Raw genomic sequence first — 18,820 nt, 5'->3', positions numbered from 1 at the left:
ATTGGCGTCGAACTCAAACTCGAAATTGACTGGCGACATATAGTTGTTTGTAGTAGGAAAACTTTGCGTAGAGTGTCTGCAATTCATCGGTCGGGCGACGCGGTCGCTATTTTTCGATGCGAAAAGGTGCAGTCGAAGTTGGCTTTTCCGCGCACCGCATTATAGGGCGGGCGTTCCCAATGGAGTTTTTGATGTCTGACGATAACCTGCTTGAATTGACCGCCGAGATCGTGGCCGCTCACCTTTCATCGAACACGGTGGCAGCGAACGATGTGGCATCGCTTATAAAGAGCGTTCACGGCGCCTTGTCCGGATTGGGTGCGCCCGTTCCCGAACCTGAGGTGAAGCAAGAGCCGGCGGTGTCTATTCGCGCTTCGGTCAAGCCCGACTACATCGTCTGCCTCGAAGACGGCAAGAAGCTCAAGATGCTCAAGCGTCATTTGATGACCCATTATCAAATGACACCTGGTGAGTATCGGGCGAAGTGGAATCTCCCGGCTGATTACCCGATGGTGGCACCGAATTACGCAAATCAGCGTAAGGAACTGGCACTCAAGATCGGTCTTGGCCAGAAACGAAAAGCGGCACCCGTTCCGGAAACCGTGGCTGCGCCCAAGGCTGCCCCCGCGGCCAAGCCTGCCTCTGTCGCAAAGGCTGCGCCTGCCAAGGCTGCCACGGCAAAGGCTGTCGCTGCTGCAAAGGCTGCCCCTGTGAAACCGGCGGCGGCACGAAAAAAGGCGGCCGCAGTCATAGCGGCACCGGCGCCCGCGCCGGCACCGAAGACTCGTAAGCCCAGGGCTCGCAAAGCGGAAGCTTGATCGACGGCCGGGGTGGCTGTCAGTCGCCCCGGTTCGGGCTGCATTCTCGATGCATTTCCTGCTGTCGTCGCACCACGCCGGTGCAGATGGCGTGATCGCAACTTCTTGCGGGAGCGGCTGATCCAGCCGCTTCCGCATGGATGATTCTACCATGTCGAACGCGGTAGATACCCAATCTTCTAGCCACTTGCGGACAGCCCTTCACCCCGGCTAGAGCGTCGAGCGGCCAGATGGATCGTTCAATGCCATGGAATGTTCTTTGCTCCCGCCTTTTCCGAGTTGCCGGTGATTTCATCAGCCCAATAGATGGGCTAGTGCGTGGCTCCTCCTTCGTGGATTTCTTCCTGTGTCGCTCGTAATGCCCACCCCCGATGTCGAAACACTCGCGCGGCGCGACGACATCATTGCCGCACTTCGCAGGATCGTGCCCGGCGAGGGCGTGATCGACGGTGCGGCGGAACTCCGTCCCTACGAAAGCGACGGCCTCACCATCTACCGTCAGCCGCCCATGGTTGTCGTCCTGCCCGAGACCGTCGAACAGGTTTCGGCAATCCTTCGCTGGTGTCATGCCCACGGCGTCAAGGTCGTGCCGCGCGGTGCGGGAACATCATTGTCGGGCGGTGCGCTGCCGCTGGCCGATGCGGTGCTGCTCGGCATGTCGAAGTTCAGCCGCATCATCGACATCAGCTATGAAGACCGGCTGGCCATCGTCCAGCCCGGCGTGACGAATCTCGCCATCACCCGCGCGGTGGAGGGGAGGGGCTTTTATTATGCGCCCGATCCGTCGAGCCAGATCGCCTGCACGATCGGCGGTAACGTAGCTGAAAATTCCGGCGGTGTGCATTGCCTCAAATACGGACTGACCACGAACAACGTCCTCTCTGTCGAGCTGGTTACCATGGAGGGCGAGGTGCTTCGGCTTGGTGGCCGCCATCTCGATCCGGCGGGGCTCGATCTGCTGGGGGTCATTGTCGGTTCGGAGGGGCTGCTCGGAGTTGTTACTGAAGTAACCGTCCGCATCCTGCCCCGTCCGCAGGCGGCGCGCGCCTTGCTGATCGGATTTGCGACGGTGGAGAGTGCTGGGCAGTGCGTCGCTGATGTCATCGCCGCCGGGATCATCCCAGCGGGCATGGAAATGATGGATCGTCCCGCCATCCATGCCGCTGAAGCCTTTGTGCAGGTCGGCTACCCACTCGATGTCGACGCGCTGCTGATTGTGGAGTTGGACGGTCCCGTCGCCGAATGCGATCACCTGATCGACGAAGTTGCCCGCATCGCCACCGCGCATGGCGCAGTCTCGCTGCGCGTCTCCCACGACGATCAAGAGCGCCTGGCTTTCTGGGCCGGCCGCAAGGCGGCGTTCCCCGCCGTCGGCCGTCTCGCGCCGGATTATTACTGCATGGACGGCACTATCCCCCGCCGTCACCTGCCCGAAGTCCTGCGCCGCATATCGATCATGGCCGAACAACATAGCCTGGCGGTGGCCAATGTGTTTCACGCCGGGGACGGCAATCTCCACCCACTGATCCTCTACGACGCGCAGAAGCCGGGCGACATCCAACGTGCCGAAGATTTTGGCAACGACATTCTCCGCCTGTGCGTCGAGATGGGTGGCGTGCTGACCGGCGAACACGGCGTGGGCGTCGAGAAACGCGATCTCATGCCCATCATGTTCAGCCAGACCGACCTCGACCATCAGCAGCGCGTCAAATGTGCATTCGATCCCGACCTGCTGCTCAACCCCGGCAAGGTCTTCCCCACTCTCCACCGGTGCGCCGAGGTCGGCCGAATGCATGTCCATGGCGGCAAGTTGCCGTTCCCCGAGCTTCCGCGGTTCTGATGCTGCAGCCAGCGACAATCGATGAACTTGCGGGGCTGTTCGCCGAAGCGGCGGCGCGCGGCCGGAAGATCGAATTACGCGGCGGCGGCAGCAAGTCCTCGCTCGGTGCGGATCGCCAGGCCGATATCGTCGACATGCGGAGCTTCAGCGGCATCGCCGATTATGATCCGCCCGAACTGGTCCTGACGGTCGGCGCGGGGACACCGCTCGCCGAGGTCGAGCGCTTGGTCGACAACCAGAACCAGATGCTTGCCTTCGATCCTTTCGATCATGGCCCGGTGCTTGGCGGAACATCCGGGCAGGCGACCATCGGCGGCGTCATCGCGGCGGGCGTCGGCGGTTCCGGGCGGCTGACCGCGGGCGGAGCACGCGATCATCTGCTCGGCTTCACAGCCGTTTCAGGACGCGGTGAGCGTTTCGTGGGCGGCGCCAAGGTGGTCAAGAACGTCACCGGCTACGATCTGCCCAAACTTGTCGCCGGCAGTTGGGGGCGCCTTGCGGCGCTCACCGAAGTGACACTGAAGGTGCTGCCCCGGCCACCTGTGGTCGTGACCATGGCCGTTGCCGGTCTCGATCATCACGCGGCCCAAAGGGCAATGGCCTGCGCTATGGGCAGCTCGGCGGAAGTCGGCGCGGCTGCCCACCTTCCCGTTGGTCCGGATTCAACGGCACTGACGCTGTTCCGCGTGCCGGGCTTCGCCCCCTCGGTTGCCGCGCGCTGCGCTGCGCTGCCGGAACTGCTGCGCGATCACGGCCGCCTCTTCGCCTTGCCGGAGGATGAGGCGGCGGTGTGTTGGACGGCGATCCGCGAGGTGCGGCCATTGCGCGACGCGCCGGTGCTTTGGAAAATCAATGTGGCGCCATCGAGTGGTCCCGCACTGGTCGATCACTTCGCTCCGCTCGGCGCCAGCTGGCTGTTCGACTGGGCCGGCGGCCTCGTGTGGTTGGGCTTTGACGGCAATCCGGGGCTGGTGCGGCAGGCCGCGGAGGCGGTTGGCGGTCATGCCACGCTGGTCCGTGCGCCCGATGCCCTGCGCAACACGTTGCCGATGCAGCATCCTCGCATGCCAGGCGTCGCCGCGCTCGAAGCCCGTGTTCGCCGAGCGTTCGATCCCGCCGGGATATTCGAGACCGGCCGCTTTCTGGACGATAACGATGCGCACTGACTTCACCGCAGAACAGCTTGCCGATCCGGCCACGGCCGTTGCCGAAGCCGTGATCCGTAAATGTGTGCATTGCGGTTTCTGCACAGCGACTTGCCCGACCTATGTATTGCTTGGCGACGAACTCGATAGTCCCCGCGGCCGCATCTACCTGATCCAGAACATGCTGGAGACCGAGGCTGTCCCGACGCCGGAGGTGGTCAAGCATGTTGACCGCTGCCTGTCCTGCCTCGCGTGCATGACGACATGCCCCTCGGGCGTGAATTACATGCACCTGGTCGATCATGCCCGCGCCTATATTGAGGCACGATATCGTCGCCCGCTCCTGGACCGCCTGTATCGCGCTGTGTTGGCGGCGGTACTTCCGTATCCCGGCCGGTTCCGACTGGCGATCCGGCTGGCACGACTTGGCCGGCCGTTCTTGCCGGCAATGCGTCGGGTCGGGCAGTTGAAGCCGCTCGCAGCGATGGTGGCCATGGCCCCGGCGAGGCTGCCCGCAACCGCCTCAACCACTCCGGCGCCTGCGCGGGAGCGGCGCGGGCGGGTCGCCCTGATGCAAGGCTGCGCGGAGCCGGTGCTGCGTCCCGAGATTCGCGCAGCGACCGTTCGCTTGCTGAACCGCGCCGGTTACGATGTAGTCTTCGCATCGGGAGAAGGATGTTGTGGCGCGCTTGTCCATCACATGGGGCGTGACGCTGACGGGCAGGCGGCGGCGCGGCGGAATGTTGATGCCTGGACGCGCGAACTGGAGAACGGCCCCCTTGATGCGATAGTGATCACCGCATCCGGCTGCGGGACGACGATCAAAGACTATGGCTTCATGCTGCGCGACGATGCTGCCTATGCCGCCAAGGCTGCCCGTATTTCGTTGCTGGCAAAGGATGTCAGCGAGATACTGCGCTCAACCGGGTTGCCGCCCGCGGTCGGGGTCAAGCCGCTGAAGCTTGCCTATCACGCGGCCTGCTCGATCCAGCATGGCCAGCGGGCGGGCGAACACGCCCTCAGCCTGCTGCGCGAGGTCGGATTCGATGTCAGCACACCGACCGAAGCCCATTTGTGCTGCGGCTCGGCTGGAACCTACAACATACTACAACCCGATATCGCCGCGCAGCTGGGGAACAGAAAAGCAGATCGGCTGCGCGCGTTGGCACCCGATGTCGTCGCTACCGGAAATGTCGGTTGCGAACTGCAAATCGGCAGCAGGATGGCTTTGCCGGTCGTGCATGTCGCAGAACTCCTGGACTGGGCTACGGGAGGCCCCGTTCCTCGACGGTTGGTGGACATTGGCGTGGAAGATCGGAACGCCGATGAGATGTCGATCCACTCGGTGGGAGCCGATCAATAATAGTGCACCCATAGTGGGTTGTTCTCAGAACGGTTTGTTCTCGTTATTCCGCTGGCTGCCCATCGTTATCGGCAACCCCGCGCGCAGGACCTTCACCAGCCGGCTGTTTTTGGGTTAACAGATGCCGGCGCTGTGGATAGAGCCCATATCGGCTCTTCGTCCGGCTGGAACTCGCTGAGTATGGGCCGTAATTTTCCTGAGCTTATATGCGGCAGAGGATGGAATGCGGGAAGCTGGCAGATGCCCATGTCGGCTAATGCCGCATGTCGCCGGCCGTCGGAGGTCAGCTATGAGACGGTGCGGCGCTGGGATGGTAAGTTCGGCGGTGCCTCCAGCCGACCACTGCAGGGCTGCGAAGCCCTCACCTCTCTGGCACCTCGACGAGATGGTCGTGCGGATCGGCGGCGAGCCTTGCTGCGCACTGTTGACGAGGAAGGCGAGGTGCGCGACCTCCTGGTCCAGTGTCGCCGCGACAGGAAGGCCGCGATCCGGTCGACATCCTCATAACCATCAGAATCGCAAAAGGAACGGCATTGCATCTAGGCCAATCAGACGACGTCGGCCCCGAGCACAGCTGACAGATATGTTCGAAATCAAAGCTGTGGGGAGGTTTGGATGGTCTTGGTATCGCCCGACGCCGTGCGTTCGTCACCGGTTCGAGGAGCGGCATGGGCTCGGCCATTGTGAAAAATCTCGCCGTGTTCGGTGCGGAGCCGGACGGCGCGTGGATAACTAGGCTACGCGAGCTGCAGGACATCTGGGGGGGCATCCACCATCCCTGGGGCACGTCACCAACCTCGCGGCCGCAGTGGCCCTTCGCCGCCTATTTCGAGGAAGCGGTCCATCATCGCATGGTGCCGGGGGAGGGCGAGCCCGCTGCTGGGCATCCCGCGGGGAAGGACGCGCCGACGCGGCTGGGGCGGTGCATGGCCGCAACCGGCGATCTGCTCGACCGGCTCTGAGCGGCCCCGCTACGAATTGGACCAAAGAGGAATGACCATGACCCGACCATTGAAGGCGACCATCATCGGGACGAACATCGGCTGCACGCTCCACGTCAGGGCGCTGCGGGGCGCGGGGTTCACGATCCAGTCGCTGGTCGGACGCAATTCCGAGCAGACCGCCGCCCGGGCGCGCCACTTCGGCATTCCCCAGGCGCTGACTTCGTTCGAGGAGGCTATCGACAGCGACGTGGACGCCGTGATCGTCGCCACCCCGCCAGTGACGCACCATCCGTTCACGATGAAGGCGATCGCGGCCGGCAAGCACGTGCTGTGTGAAAAGCCGCTCGCCATCGACATTGGCCATGCGCGCGAAATGCGCGACGCGGCTGACGAAGCCGGCCTGGCCCATGCGATTTCCCACGAGTTCCGCTGGTTTGCGCGCAACGCCCTGACGCGGCGGCTGGTGGCCGAGGGCAGGATCGGGCAGCCGGTGCACGTCCAGGCCCTGTTCAACGCCGGCCTTTGTGCGGAGCCCGAGCCGCAGATCCCGGCCTGGTGGCGGTCGGCGGCCGAGGGCGGTGGCTGGTTGCGCAACTACAATGCCCACGGCATCGACGTCATCCGCTATGCGCTGGGCGAATTCGGTGCGGTGGCCGGCAGCACCCATGGGGGGGCTGACCGGGGCATGGATTCCGACGACGGCTATTCCTTCGCCTTTGCGCTGGCCAACGGCTGCCAAGGCGTGATGTCGGGCACCACGCGCGACCACGGCTTTCTCGACGTGCTGCGCATTGCCGGAGCAGACGCGACGATCGCTTCCACCACGGTCGGCTATGCGCCGCTGTCGCTGATCGACCGCACTGGCGCCCACGAACCGGAAGTGCCCACCGATCTCGCCGAGCAGCTACTCGGCACTGGTCCGCGGGTCTCAGAGGCCCCCGCGCCGCTGCACCCGATGGGAGACACGATCTATGAGCGGTCGCACGCCTCGGACATCGGCTATCCCGAGCAGGTCGCGCTGTCCGCCGCCTTCGGGGCGAAGATTCGCGACCGCGGCTACGCCAATCCGGCCATGGCGCTGTTCGACGACGGGGTTGCGCACATGGCGGTGATCGAGGCGGTGGAACGGTCCAGGCAGACCGGGCGGTGGATCGATCTCGCATGAGTTCGGCCCCAACATTGTCCGCAACGATCGCAGGAGAGCCCCGGTGAACCATGGCAAGGCAGCGGCCGGCGCTGTAGGGCGGGAATGGCGCAGCGGCTGGCCATTGGTGCTGTGCGCCACCATCGGGATCGCCGTCGCCTCCATCAACTATCCGGCGGTCGCCACGATGATGCGCACGATCACGGCCGCCTATGGCTGGTCGCGGGCGGAGGTGGCGCTGGGCGTGACGATCATCACCTTGGCCGGGCCGCTCACCAACCTGCTGGCGGGGGCCGCCGCCGACCGTTTCGGCCCGCGCCGGGTGGCGCTGATCGGGGCTCCGCTGTTCGGCCTGTCCTACGCCACCTTCGCCTGGGCCGGCCCTGCGCTGGCGGGCTGGTACGTGGCCTGCGTGGTCTATGCGGTCTGTTCCAACTTCTCGGGGCCGGTCGTCTGGACCATGGGCGTGGTACGGCATTTCCGCGCGAGCCGGGGCCTTGCGCTCGCCCTTGCGCTGTCCGGCTCGGGCGTCGTCAGCTCGCTGATGCCGACGATTGTCCTCTCGCTGTTGGACTGGGCCGGACTGCGGGGTACCTTCCTGGTACTTGCGGTCTCGGCCAGCCTGCTGATGTTCTTGCCGACCCTGCTGCTGTTCCGTGACGAGGGCGGGGGGCGGGCGGGACGCCTTGCCGCCGCCGGCGCCGCACCCCTGCCGGGCCTGTCGCTCAAGCAGGCGCTCTCGACCGGGACCTTCTGGCGACTGGCGATCGCGCTGCTGCTGGTGGCCGCAGCGGTCGGCACCTTTCTCCTCCATTTCCAGTCGATGCTGATCGATGCGGGCATGGTTCCGGCCCGGGCAGCCTCAGCCGCGCTGATCATTGGCCCGATGATGATCACGGGCCGGATCACGACCGGCCTGCTGTTTGACCGCTTGCCCGCACCATTTGTGGCAGCCCTGGCCTTTGCGGTGCTGATCGTGGCCTGCCTGCTGATGCTGGCCTTCGACGGCAGCATGACCATGGCCGTGGTTGCGGCGGCGGCGATCGGCCTGGGCATGGGGGCGGAGGTGGACGTGGTCGCGTTTCTCACCAGCCATTACTTCGGCCTGCGCCGCTACGGCGTCCTGTTCGGACTGATCATGGGAACCTACGGCGCAGGCCTCGGCGTCGGCTCCGCCATGGCGGGCGAGGTGTTCGATCGCTTCGGCAGTTATGATCCCGCGCTGGTCGCGCTCGCCTTGGGCTGTGCCGTGGCGGGGCTGCTCGCCGCGACGCTGGGGACGCCCCGCGCCGCAGCGACGCAGGTGGGAGCCGGCGGACCAGAAACGGAGTGACGGCGCGACCATCCGGAAGCCGATTGGCGAAAGGGCAGAAGGGCGCTGTCAGGTTATCCGACGCGAGGCGACAGATATCGGAGACATTCTCCTCTCAGCAGCCGCGGCTATGAATTGCCGAGTGGCGGTGGCCTGAGGGCGAAAGGTCCGGCATGTGAAGGATGCCGCCTTCGGCCGAGTTGGCCGCCGACAAAGGCTATGACAGCCAGACATTGAGGAATGGCTTGTCGAGCGCGAAACCCAGCCGGCTATTCCCTTTGACAGGACCAGCGGGGGCATTCGGATCGGGACGAAGGGGCGCAGCGACAGGCGCTCGGATCTCGCCCGGACCCTATGAGTTCGTATCCGTCTTGAAATTTTCCAGATATTCGGTCGACAATTTCGACCATCGCAGGGAAGCCTGCATGCCCCCATCGACGAGCAGGTCTGTGCCGGTGATGTAGGATGCCTCGGGGCCGGCAAGCCAACAAACCGCGGCGGCAATATCCTCGGCGATGCCCAGGCGCGCAATCGGCTGGCTGGCGATGGTCTGGTCGATAGGTGCTCCCTGCTTGCGTTCATGACGGATCATCGGCGTCGAAATGATGCCCGGGCTGATCGAGAGCAAACGCGCCCCCCGGGCAGCCCACTCGGCGGCTTGCGCTTGCACGCGGAGCTGATTGGAACGCTTTGCAAGCCAGTATGACCCGATGCCGGTGTCGTGGCCGCTCACGCTCTGCACCACCGCCTTCAGTTCCTCCATCGGTGCCAGCGCCAGCTTTTCCTCGATATCCAACGGGACCGGAGCGTAATACGCAGCGTTGCTGGCGGTAACGAACGCCACCGTGCCTTGTACCGCCAGCGACTTGAAAGCGTTGAGGACGTGAATGGTGCCGACGAGGTTCACATTGAAGATCGTCTCCCAATCCGCCATGCCCGGAGAGACACCCGCCGTATGCACCAAGGTTGCGAGCCGTCCGGTTCTGGATACAAGATCGGCTAGCTCATTCACGGAATTTGGGTCGGCGACGTTGACCACGGCGGACAGCACCTTGTAGCCATCGTCCTCGAATTCCTGCGCGGTGCGGGCCAGGGTCTCGGGGTTGTTGTCCGCCAGCAGGAGTTGCTTGCCAACGCCAAGGCGGCGGGCGCAGGCAAGGCCGAGACCACGAACGCCGGTAACCACAACAACATCGTTCATGTGTTAATTCCTCCGAATTTCCAAGATATTGCGTGTGATTGCTGTTCACTCCGACGAACAGGCGGCTGCCGACATGTTGGCTATCTCATTAATCAGCTCGTCCAGGGTGAAACGGAGCACTTCCAGGTCATGGTCCTGACGTTCCCATTCGATCAGTGCATCGAAGAACGCCATGCCCATAATGCGCAAGCGGTAATGCAGCAAGACTTTCGGGACGTTGGGATGAAGTTCTTCCAGACGTTGCAATATTCGCAAAGTGGGATCTGAATCGTCGTAAAGCGAAGTGCGAATGGCGCGCGCCTCCCGAGAGCGCAACAACTGATTGATGAACGCCGCATGGGGATGCCGGCCATCCTCATCCTTGATAGCAAGATAGGGCCGGAGCAGGGCGCCGATCAGCTTGGAGACGTCGTCAAGGTGGTCTTCCGCTACGATCTTTTCATATTCCGCATTCGCGGCTTCCAGAAGCTGGGGCATCCGCCACATGCAAATTGCGGTCAGGAGACCGGCCTTGTCGCCAAAGTGATAAGTCACGGCGGAATTGTTGGACATTCCGGCGGCAGAATTGACCTGCCTGATCGACACGCCAGCGATGCCGTGCAGCCCGAACAGCTTTTCACCGGCAGCCAACAGAGACAGCGCGCCCGCTTTCCTGGGTGCCACTGCATTTCCCATAAGGCCGTCTCTGGGTCGGCGGCTGTTTCGCATTACATCTGACGCTCAGGAAGGGTCACCGTCAGGCCATCCAGGTCAGGCGTCAGCACCAACTGGCAGGTAAGCCGGCTGAGCGGGGTCCGCTCGCATACGGTACCTTCCAGCATGATATCTTCGGCTTCTTCGATCTGCGGCAGCCTGTCCATCCATTCCTTGTCAACATAGACGTGGCAGGTCGCGCAATTCGCATAGCCGCCACACATGCCGATGATGCCGGCGACCGTGGATTGCAGCGCCGCGTCCTTCAACGTGGTGCCTTCGCTGGCATCGATCTCCCGGACGTCGCCGTCTACGTTCCGAAACCTGACTTTCACGATCCTGCTCTGCCCTTGCCGATTAAGAAATGTTTCTTTATCGTGCCCGCATGGCTCGCGTCAAACCCTGTCACTCCGAATGGCTTCCGCAGCGAAAGTTCATAGCGGAGCATGATAGGGCGAATGTAGGAGGAGGATGGATATCATGACCGCTGTGGCGACCAAGGCGCCCGTTCCCGACAATGTGCCGCCGGAATGTGTTCGTGATTTCAATATCTTCGCCCCTCCTGGCCGAGACCACGACGTGCACGGCGCATGGCGCACGCTTCAGCAGACGAGCCCGGATTTCGTCTGGACGCCGTATCACGGGGGACATTGGCTGCCCATGCGGTTCGAGGACATCGACTATGTCCAACGGAACCATGACCCCTTCTCGATGCACGACATATCCATGCCGGGCGGGGCGAAACCGATTCGGGTTCTGCCGCTGGAAGCGAATCCGCCGGAACACCTCGGCTATCGCATCATCGTGAATCCCTTCTTCACCCCCCGCAAGATCAATGAGCTGGAGCAATCTACCCGCGATCTGGCAATAAGCCTGATCGAAGGCTTCAAGTCGGCCGCCACTTGCGAATTCATGCAGGATTTCGCCCTCAAGCTGCCGATCGCCATCTTCATGCAGCTGGCCGACCTGAGCATGGACGACGCTCCCTACCTCCTGGAATTGACCGAGCAGGTCACGCGCGGCGGGCCGGAGGCGGTTCCTGAAGCCTATCGCAAGATGATCGAATATATCGTGCCGATCACGGAGCAGCGCCGGGGCCAGCCCGGGTCGGACCTGATCAGCGCCGTCGTCCACGCCAAGATCAAGGGCGAGCAGCTTTCGCAGAATGACGTCATCAGCGTCCTCACGGTCGTGCTATTTGGCGGACTGGACACCGTGGCATCCAGCATGGGCTTCATGGCCGAATATCTCGCGCGCAACCCCGAAAGCCGCCGCGAGCTGATCGAAAATCCGTCGCTCATCCCCGCTGCAGTGTACGAGATGATACGGCGTTTTGCCCCCGCGACCAATGCGCGCACGCTTTCGCGGGACTTCGATTACAAGGGGATCCATTTCAAGGAGGGCGACAAGGTTTTCCCATCGACCTTGCTGGCGGGGATCGATGATCGCCGCTTCCTCGACGGTTACAACATCGACTTTCATCGCAAGGAGGGCGAAAACAGCGCTTTCGGCGCCGGCCCCCACCGGTGCCCGGGGCAGCTGCTCGCCTTGCTTGAAATGAGGATTTTCATCGAGGAATGGTTGAAGGCCATCCCGGATTTCCGCGTCAGCGAATTTGACCCGCCGCGCTATTCGGCCGGTCTGGTCAATTGCGTGGCGCGTCTCGTTCTGGAATGGGACGTCTGATCCAGCATGACCGCCCCCTCTTCGACGGGGCGGTCATTGTTCCCGGCCACAGTTAGCGTTGTCTCCATTTGCTGGCCTTGCGGTCAGAACCGCCGCGTCGCCCCGAGCAGCGCGACGACGGCATCCTCGTGCATCTCCGGCGAGGGGTAGTAATCGTTGCGGCCAGTGGCGTGCGCGACATATTCCACTCCGCGATTCCGATAGTCGGCGGGATCGATCGGCTTGCCCGTCCAGCGGTCGACGAGCGGCGCCCCCATCCCGCGATCACTCACACAGCTGGCGGCGGCGGCGGTGCACATCGCGGCCGCCTCGTCCGCCATCGCCGCGTTGACCAGCTGCGGAAACGCGCCATACATGCGGTGAACCAACTCGACCGCCCGCCCCCGGACGCCTGCCGGGCGACCAGCCTTTCAAGCTCGACGCCCGCCATGGCAGGCGCACTCAAGCCGCGCCACGCAGCTCCGCGGCCGGGTTCACCCGCTCGACGACGATCGGCGTGCCATTGAAGCTTGCGCAGCCGCTCGGCACGTCGAAGGCAGCGTCGTCGCTCAGGCGATTATAGTTGGCGCCGTGCAGGCTGTGGGCAAGGGTCAGCCGGGAACCGTCCTGCGCCTCGCTCCAGCCGTGCGGCACGCAGACGGTGCCGATCCCGACCTCGTTGGTGATGCGCGCGGGCAGGGTGATCTCGCCGACGCGCGAGCGCAGTCGCACCTCGTCGCCCTCGCCAATGCCGAGTCGGGTGGCATCGGCCGGGTTGATCATCGCGGTGCAGCGCTTCGGCCCCTTCACCAGCGGCCGCAGATTGTGCATCCAGCTATTATTGGAGCGCATCTCGCGACGGCCGATCAGGCGCAGCGTGCCGCGCGCGAACTTGCCCTCGTCGATCGCCTGCTCCAGCCGGGGAATGTCCGCGAGGAACGGAGCGGCCGCGAGCGCGAGCTTGCCGTCCGGGGTGGCGATCGCCCGGGGCAGGCGTCCCGGCGACATGGGCCCGAAGGAAATCCCGGCCGGGCTCTCGCGCAGTCGCGCCAGCGACAGGCCGCCAGGATGGCTGCCGAAGCCGTCGCCGTTCTTGCCGCCGCGCAACAGGATATCGAAGATGCGTTCGGGCCAGTCCTCGCCGTCGGCGCGGGCCAGCAGCTCGGCGATGTCCGCCCCGGCGGGCAGGCGCGGCAGCTGCGGCGCCTGCCTTGACAGATATTCCACCGCGCAGCGCAGGTCGTAGGCGGCTTCGTCGACGCCGGCGAAGCGCGCGGCAAGACCATTGATGATGCTCCAGTCGGTGCGGCCGTCCGGATCGGGGGGCAGGATGCGCGGCGACCACGAGATCACGTCCTCGACCATCCAGTTGTTCCAGATCAGCGTGAACTCGCTGTGGCGCAGATGATCACCGGGCGGCAGAATGACGTCGGCGAAGCGCGTAGTCTCGTTGAGGTAGATGTCGACCGCGACGAGGAAGTCCAGGCTGTCCAGCGCGGCGGCGACGCGGCCGGCATTCGGGTTGGACAGCACGGGATTGCCGGCGATGATCGTCATGCCGCGGATCCGGCCGGGGCCCGGCGTCTCGATATCCTCCCACATCGCATGGGTGGGCATGGTGCCGCCCAGCTCAGCCGCGCCCGAGACGCGCGAGCGCCAGCGACCATGAGGCGGCTGATCGCCAACATAGGGATCGTGCGTGAACACCGGCAGGCTGCCCTCGGGGAAGAACACTCCGCCCTCGGCATCGCAGTTGCCGGTGAGGATGTTCAGACAGTCTATCGCCCAGACACCGAGAGTGCCGAAACTCTGGGTGTTGATGCCGACACGGCTGTAGGCGGCGGCACTGCCGGCGGCGGCAAAGTCGCGCGCGAGCTGCGTTATGCGCTCCGCGGCGATGCCGGTTAGGGGGGCAACGCGTTCGGCGGTGAACTTCGCCGCGACGGTGCGCAACTCCTCGAGTCCCGAGACGTGCCCGTCCATGCGGCCGAAGCGCACAAGCCCCTCGCGGAACAGCGTGTCGATCATCGCCAGCGCCAGCAGCGCGTCGGTGCCCGGGCGGATGGCGAAGTGATCGTGGGCCAGCTCGGCGGTGGGCGTGCGGCGCGGATCGACCACCACCAGCCGTCCACCGCGCGCCTTCAACGCCTTGAGCCGTCCGGGCATGCCGGGGGCACCGAACATGCTCCCATGCGACACCAGCGGGTTTGCGCCGAAGATCAGGAAGAAATCGGTGCGGTCCACATCGGGGACGGGAACGTTGCCGATATCGCCATAGAGATACGCATCGACCATGTTGCGCGCGAAGTTGTCGATCGCCGCCGCCCCGGTGAGCTGCGCCGGCATGGCCCCGAGCAGCGAGCCGCCGACCATCTGCAACGCGGCGACATGCGCCGTGGGGTTGCCCAGATAGATGCCCAGCGCGGTCGGCCCATGTTCAGCCACGATGCGCCTGAGCCCGGCGCCCGCAAAGTCCAGCGCCTCCTCCCAGCTCGCCTCGCGGAAGCCCTCGCCTTCGCGGATCAGCGGCTTGGTCAACCGGTCCGGATCGTCGCGCAGCGCCTTGATCGCCTGCGACTTCGGGCAGACGTAGCCCTTGCTCGACGGGTGGGCCGGATCGCCGGACACCCGGCCCACTTCGCCGCTGACGGGATCGGCTTCGATCACCAGCCCGCAGCTGGCCTCGCAGGTCGGACAAATGCGGGGAAAAGGTTGTAGAGCCATCGATTTAAATCTCCCAACCCGGATCATCAATCGAATTTCCGGCGACTGCCTCGTCCATTCGGAGGATAAGGGAGCCGGCCCGTCCGACCGGACTTGGCCCTGATCACGGCATGCCGAGGCCGGCCAGCGCATCGAGCACCGGACGGACCGTTGCGGCGCGCCTGCCCTTGAAGCTGCGGGCGATGTCTCCTGCGCGAAGCGGCGCGGGTGCGGTCGCGAGTATGGACTGCACCGCGCCGAGCTGCTCGGTCAAGGTCGACGGCCACGGAATGATGTTGCTGACTAGTGCTGCCGATGCCTCCCCTAGTAGGTCGAGCGTGGCCGCGACCGGCGCGCGATAGCCGGAGTCCTGGAATTCGGGGCGCAGATAATGCACCAGCCCGCGCGCGCCTCCTCGGCCGCCCCTCCCTATTGAGCGCGACGAGGCGGGTGAGAATCGTGCCCGCCGAGCGCGTAGGCCACGAGTTCCGCCCTGTCGTTCCCGCCGAGGGCCTTGAGGCCGCCCGCCGCGACGACGACATATTGCCGCCCCGTCCGCGCCCCGCGATAGACGGTCGGAACGGCGAAGGCGTTGCGCGGCAGCATGGCATGCCACAGCTCGCGCCCGCTGCTGACGTCGATCGCGCGCAACCGGCTGTCCTGCGTGCCGGCGATAAAGACCAGCCCGGATGCAGTCACGGTCGGCCCGCCGACCATGAGCGTGCCGAGGGTGAAGGGAATGTGGCTATGGTAGCCGAGCGGGCCGCTCCCGCTCGCCGCACCGAGAGGCCGCGACCAGATCAGCTTGCCCGACACTAGGTCCACCGCGCTGAGCCGGCCATAGGGGGGCGCCTGGCAGGGCACGCCGAGCGGCGAGAGGAACGGGCCGATGATCGCTCCATAAGGAGTGCCGATCTGCGGCACGCCGCCCTCGACGTCCGATCCGCCGCCATTTTCGCCCAGCGGCTTGAAACCCCGTCGCTCCGCCTCCAGCCTTCGGACCAGTCGATTGCGGTAGATGAACGCATTGCTGTTGACGATCATCACGCTGCGCCGGACGTCGATCGCCGCTCCGCTCCAATCCATGCCCCCGATGGTGCCGGGCGAATTGAGCCACGGTTCCAGGCCGGGCGGCGTCATCGTGCCCTCATAGCGAGATTCGCGATAGAGGATGCGGCAGTATAGTTGGTCCAGGGGTGTCAGGCCCCACATGTCCGCTTCGCGCAGGTCGGCGCCGCGAAAGGATGGCATCTCCACCGAAAAGGGTTGCGTCCGGGCCAGCCGTTCCTCCGGAACCGCGCCCGCCTGCGGCACGGGCCGCTCCTCGACGCGCCGCAGCGGCTGCCCGGTCAGGCGATCCATCACGAAGATCTCGCCGCGCTTCGTCACCTGGACGATCGCCTTTTGAATAGCGCCACCCGTTCCCGGTAGGTCGATGACAATCGGCTGTGCGGGCACGTCATAATCCCACAGGTCGTGATGCGTCGTCTGGAACGACCAGCGCGGTTTGCCGGTGACGATGTCGAGCGCGACGACGGAGCTGGAATACCGGTCGTCGATCGCCCGGCGATGGCCGCCGAAATAATCCGGCGTGGCGTTGCCTGTCGGCAGGAAGACGAGGCCCAAGGCTTCGTCGGAACTGATCGGCGCCCAGCTGTTGGGTGTACCGCGCGTGTAGGTTTCGCCAGGCGGCGGCAGGCCGCTGCGATCCGGCCGGCCCATGTCCCAGGCCCATGCCATCTTGCCCGTGATCGCGTCGAAGGCCCGGATCACGCCCGATGGCTCCCCCACATATTGGCCATCGGAAACCCATCCGCCCAGCACGATCCTACCGCGGACGATCGCGGGGGCCGACGTCACCTGATAATAGCCCTTCGGCGCCGCACTCAGGCCGGCGAGCAGATTCACCTCTCCGCCGTCGCCGAAACCCGCGCAGCGCCGGCCGGTCTCCGCATCCAGCGCCACGAGGAGAGCCGCGCCGCCAGCCGCAATGATTCGCCTGGCGCAAGGGCCGACGGCTCGCGGCGCGGCGAAATAGGCCACGCCGCGGCAAGTCCGCGCGTGCCCATCGCCGATCGACGCCCGCCAGCGGCCGTGCCCGTTTTCGGCATCGAGGGCGAAGATCTCTCCGGCGGCGTTGCAGGCGTAAAGGGTGTCGCCGACGATGAGTGGCGTGACCTCCAGCCCGCCGGTATCGCCGGCCGGCCCGGTGGCGATCGATGCCGACCACACCGGTTTCAGATCGCCGACATTAGCGGGGGTGATCTGGGTCAGCGGACTGTAGCGGGTGCCGCCCTCGTCATGGCCCCAACTCCGCCACTCGCCTCCTTGCGATACCGCACCGCTCGCCCGCATGTCGGGAAACGGCGCGGTTCCTGCCTGAAAGCGAGGATCGACCGGCATCGGCAGTACCGCATGAACCGCATATCCCGCGAGCAGTGCCGCAGCGAACAGCAGCAGCCAGGCGCGTTTCGCCAGCGTGCCCCCCTTCAGGCTGCGTCGGAACAGCGGCACGGTCATCCCCATGCCCAGCCCGATCCACGCGCCGATCCGTGGCAGCAATGCCCATCCGTCCAGTCCCACCTCCGCGACCGCCCACGCGGCGGTCGCGATCGACAACAGCCAGTAGAGGGTGAGACCCATTCGGCGTCCCGCCGCGATCAGCCCTGCCGAACAGGCCAGCGCACATCCGGCGAGCAGATAATAAAGGCTTCCGCCGAGCGCGACGAGACGGAAACCGCCGAACAGGAGGGCCATGGCGATCGCGCCCAACACAAAAGCGTAGAGCCAGCGGACGAGAACAGCGCCGCCGCCGGGCGAACCGGGAAGCCCTATCGCCGGACCGCTGCCATCCTCAGCCGCCCGGCCCACTTCGCGTCGCGCCATCCCCATCACCCTTCGCCCGTTTCGTCGGGAATTGCCTATCATGCAGGGCCGCCGAGGCCACATCCCTTCGGACGCGAAATGCGCGCCAATCGTCCGCTTGAACATATCCGTACGTGATCACACCCATAATATTCCGCGGAAACGAGAGGGAGGATGCATGTCTGGAACCGGGAAACCTGCGGTCCTGCTGACGGAACCCCGCGCTGTCGACATGCTGGCGCCGCTCGCGGACGAATTCGTCATCGTCGGGCTGGATGATGAGGCGGCAGTGATGCGCGAGCGCGAGCGCATTCGCGCGATCATGTTCGCGGGGCACAATCATGTGCCGGTGGAATTGATGGACCGTCTGCCCAATCTGACCCTGATGGTGTCGCCGTCGGCGGGGATCGAGGGTGTCGACCTCGAGGCAGCGCGCGCGCGGGGCATCACGGTCACCTCGGGCGGCGACACTCATAGCGGCGATGTGGCAAGCTATGCGGTGGGGCTGACGATGGCCGCGCGGCACCAGATCTTACGCAATGATCAACATGTGCGCAGCGGCGCGTGGCATGCGGGCTGGCCGGGCTTTCGCCGCTCGCTCCGCGCGGATCGGGTCGGCATCGTCGGACTCGGCCCGATCGGGCATTCGGTGGCCGAGGGGCTGAACGCGCTCTGCCGCGAGATAGGCTGGTGGGGCCCCAATCCGAAGGATGTGCCTTGGCGTCGGCATGAGAGCCTCCACGCGCTCGCGCAATGGTGCGATATCCTCGTCCTTTGCGCGCGGAGCGGCGCGGATACGGCCAAGCTGATCGACGCGCGGGTCATCGATGCGATCGGACCGGACGGGCTGTTCGTAAACATCGCGCGCGGCTTCATGGTCGACGAGGATGCGTTGATCGACGCGCTCCAGAGCGGCCGCCTCGGCGGCGCGGGACTCGATGTCTTCATGAACGAGCCGACCGATCCGGCGCGCTGGACGGACGTGCCGAACCTCGTGCTCAGCCCGCACGTGGGCGGCATGACCCACGAAGCGCGCAACGCGCTCAACGAACTGGTCCACTTCAATCTGCGGACCTTGCTGACGGGCGAGCGGCCACGACAGATCGTGGTCGAGGGAAAGGGCTGAC

15 protein-coding genes and 2 pseudogenes are annotated in these 18,820 nt (G+C 65.1%); 10 read left to right on the top strand and 7 right to left on the bottom strand.

Going from position 1 to position 18,820, the window contains the following annotated elements; translation table 11 throughout:
- Window positions 1–179: 179 nt before the first annotated feature.
- The 8 genes and pseudogenes from AC1DQK_RS13105 to AC1DQK_RS13070 all read left to right on the top strand — a co-directional run.
- Window positions 180–581, top strand: a pseudogene (locus AC1DQK_RS13105) (Ros/MucR family transcriptional regulator); the annotation flags it as partial.
- Window positions 582–1,164: 583 nt separating this feature from the next.
- A complete protein-coding gene (locus AC1DQK_RS13100; RefSeq protein ID WP_477871146.1) occupies window positions 1,165–2,658 on the top strand; it encodes an FAD-linked oxidase C-terminal domain-containing protein in 1,494 nt (497 codons plus the stop codon).
- Entirely contained in the window at window positions 2,658–3,824 is a 1,167-nt protein-coding gene (locus tag AC1DQK_RS13095) for an FAD-binding protein (protein WP_477871144.1), read from the top strand. The genes AC1DQK_RS13100 and AC1DQK_RS13095 overlap by 1 nt, the downstream gene beginning before the upstream one ends.
- Window positions 3,814–5,166, top strand: coding sequence for a glycolate oxidase subunit GlcF (gene glcF / locus AC1DQK_RS13090; protein WP_477871142.1), 1,353 nt, complete (start codon window positions 3,814–3,816; stop codon window positions 5,164–5,166). Before AC1DQK_RS13095 ends, glcF begins: the two co-directional genes overlap by 11 nt.
- A 270-nt stretch (window positions 5,167–5,436) precedes the next feature.
- A pseudogene (locus tag AC1DQK_RS13085) lies at window positions 5,437–5,658 on the top strand (DDE-type integrase/transposase/recombinase); the annotation flags it as partial.
- Between the two features lie 176 nt (window positions 5,659–5,834).
- Complete coding sequence (locus AC1DQK_RS13080; protein ID WP_477871140.1) at window positions 5,835–6,128, top strand: hypothetical protein; 294 nt, start codon at window positions 5,835–5,837, stop codon at window positions 6,126–6,128.
- A 37-nt stretch (window positions 6,129–6,165) separates the two neighbouring features.
- Window positions 6,166–7,275, top strand: a complete 1,110-nt coding sequence (locus AC1DQK_RS13075; protein ID WP_477871138.1) for a Gfo/Idh/MocA family protein — start codon at window positions 6,166–6,168, stop codon at window positions 7,273–7,275.
- Window positions 7,276–7,318: 43 nt separating this feature from the next.
- The gene (locus AC1DQK_RS13070; RefSeq protein ID WP_477871136.1) at window positions 7,319–8,587 is read left to right on the top strand and encodes an MFS transporter; all 1,269 of its coding nucleotides are present in this window, start codon (window positions 7,319–7,321) and stop codon (window positions 8,585–8,587) included.
- A 331-nt stretch (window positions 8,588–8,918) separates the two neighbouring features.
- On the opposite strand, the gene AC1DQK_RS13065 is transcribed toward AC1DQK_RS13070, so the two are convergent.
- Genes AC1DQK_RS13065 through AC1DQK_RS13055 form a run of 3 tightly spaced genes read right to left on the bottom strand, consistent with a single transcriptional unit; the run spans window position 8,919 to window position 10,795 of the window.
- Entirely contained in the window at window positions 8,919–9,767 is an 849-nt protein-coding gene (locus AC1DQK_RS13065) for an SDR family oxidoreductase (RefSeq protein WP_477871134.1), read from the bottom strand.
- 45 nt (window positions 9,768–9,812) lie between these two features.
- Window positions 9,813–10,430: a TetR/AcrR family transcriptional regulator gene (locus tag AC1DQK_RS13060; protein ID WP_477871132.1), complete on the bottom strand. Its 618-nt coding sequence runs from the start codon at window positions 10,428–10,430 to the stop codon at window positions 9,813–9,815.
- Window positions 10,431–10,474: 44 nt separating this feature from the next.
- The gene (locus AC1DQK_RS13055) at window positions 10,475–10,795 is read right to left on the bottom strand and encodes a 2Fe-2S iron-sulfur cluster-binding protein (RefSeq protein WP_477871130.1); all 321 of its coding nucleotides are present in this window, start codon (window positions 10,793–10,795) and stop codon (window positions 10,475–10,477) included.
- Between the two features lie 145 nt (window positions 10,796–10,940).
- On the opposite strand from AC1DQK_RS13055, the gene AC1DQK_RS13050 reads away from it, so the two are divergent.
- The gene (locus AC1DQK_RS13050; RefSeq protein ID WP_477871128.1) at window positions 10,941–12,146 is read left to right on the top strand and encodes a cytochrome P450; all 1,206 of its coding nucleotides are present in this window, start codon (window positions 10,941–10,943) and stop codon (window positions 12,144–12,146) included.
- Between the two features lie 83 nt (window positions 12,147–12,229).
- Here AC1DQK_RS13050 and AC1DQK_RS13045 read toward each other — a convergent pair whose 3' ends face one another.
- The 4 genes from AC1DQK_RS13045 to AC1DQK_RS13030 all read right to left on the bottom strand — a co-directional run bounded on the left by AC1DQK_RS13045 (window position 12,230) and on the right by AC1DQK_RS13030 (window position 17,714).
- Complete coding sequence (locus tag AC1DQK_RS13045) at window positions 12,230–12,514, bottom strand: hypothetical protein (protein WP_477871126.1); 285 nt, start codon at window positions 12,512–12,514, stop codon at window positions 12,230–12,232.
- Window positions 12,515–12,587: 73 nt separating this feature from the next.
- Window positions 12,588–14,849: a molybdopterin-dependent oxidoreductase gene (locus AC1DQK_RS13040; RefSeq protein WP_477871124.1), complete on the bottom strand. Its 2,262-nt coding sequence runs from the start codon at window positions 14,847–14,849 to the stop codon at window positions 12,588–12,590.
- Window positions 14,850–14,952: 103 nt separating this feature from the next.
- Window positions 14,953–15,225 (bottom strand): hypothetical protein, encoded by a 273-nt coding sequence (locus tag AC1DQK_RS13035; RefSeq protein ID WP_477871122.1) that lies wholly within the window; start codon window positions 15,223–15,225, stop codon window positions 14,953–14,955.
- A gap of 32 nt (window positions 15,226–15,257) precedes the next feature.
- Window positions 15,258–17,714: an outer membrane protein assembly factor BamB family protein gene (locus AC1DQK_RS13030; RefSeq protein ID WP_477871120.1), complete on the bottom strand. Its 2,457-nt coding sequence runs from the start codon at window positions 17,712–17,714 to the stop codon at window positions 15,258–15,260.
- A gap of 157 nt (window positions 17,715–17,871) precedes the next feature.
- Here AC1DQK_RS13030 and AC1DQK_RS13025 point away from each other — a divergent pair, with 157 nt between their 5' ends.
- Complete coding sequence (locus tag AC1DQK_RS13025) at window positions 17,872–18,819, top strand: NAD(P)-dependent oxidoreductase (protein WP_477871118.1); 948 nt, start codon at window positions 17,872–17,874, stop codon at window positions 18,817–18,819.
- Window position 18,820: the final 1 nt, after the last annotated feature.

Source organism: Rhizorhabdus sp. P4_G5 (assembly GCF_056401065.1).
The sequence above is the reverse complement of the archived record's forward strand: the minus strand, read 5'-3'. Positions and strand labels throughout refer to the sequence as shown.